Here is a 458-nt window from a genome sequence, read left to right on the forward strand (position 1 = left end):
AATGTGTTCCTGAATAACACCATCGTTGCCGAACGGGGTGTCGTTGAGTGTGAGACCGTAATGACGGTCGAGGAGATGTGTCAGCAGAGTTTGCCAGACGGTCACCGGCGACGGACGTGACGGTGCCGTGCGCCGGGAAGATACAAACATAACGGGCATAAGGTTTTCTCGTTGTGAAGGGTTAAGTGAAAGAAGGATGCCTGGTGGCTACAGAGCGGTGACAGGCGTCGGATAAATCGCGATGTATACATAAACGTGGCTGCCGAGGGTATCCGCTTCGCATACCAGTTCTTTTGCGTACAGTGTGACCCGGTGCGGGTGGCGGGGAGTGAGTTCCCCGCTGGTGAGCATTAACTCCATCTGTTTCATCAGCAGCGGCAACGCATGGTCCAGATGGCGCAAATCTGCATCACTGAAGGTCCCGGTCATGCTGGCGCGGTCAGCCAGGTAGTGAAGGC

General features: G+C 55.7%; 2 protein-coding genes. Both read right to left on the reverse strand.

What is annotated here, in order from left to right; genetic code table 11:
* Positions 1 to 159 (reverse strand): TA system toxin CbtA family protein (locus tag ACU8YC_RS27220; protein WP_446896292.1); only part of this gene is annotated, 159 nt, incomplete at its 3' end.
* Between the two features lie 48 nt (positions 160 to 207).
* Positions 208 to 458 (reverse strand): type IV toxin-antitoxin system YeeU family antitoxin (locus tag ACU8YC_RS27225; RefSeq protein WP_446896291.1); only part of this gene is annotated, 251 nt, incomplete at its 5' end.

Source organism: Citrobacter sp. VF227 (assembly GCF_052950715.1).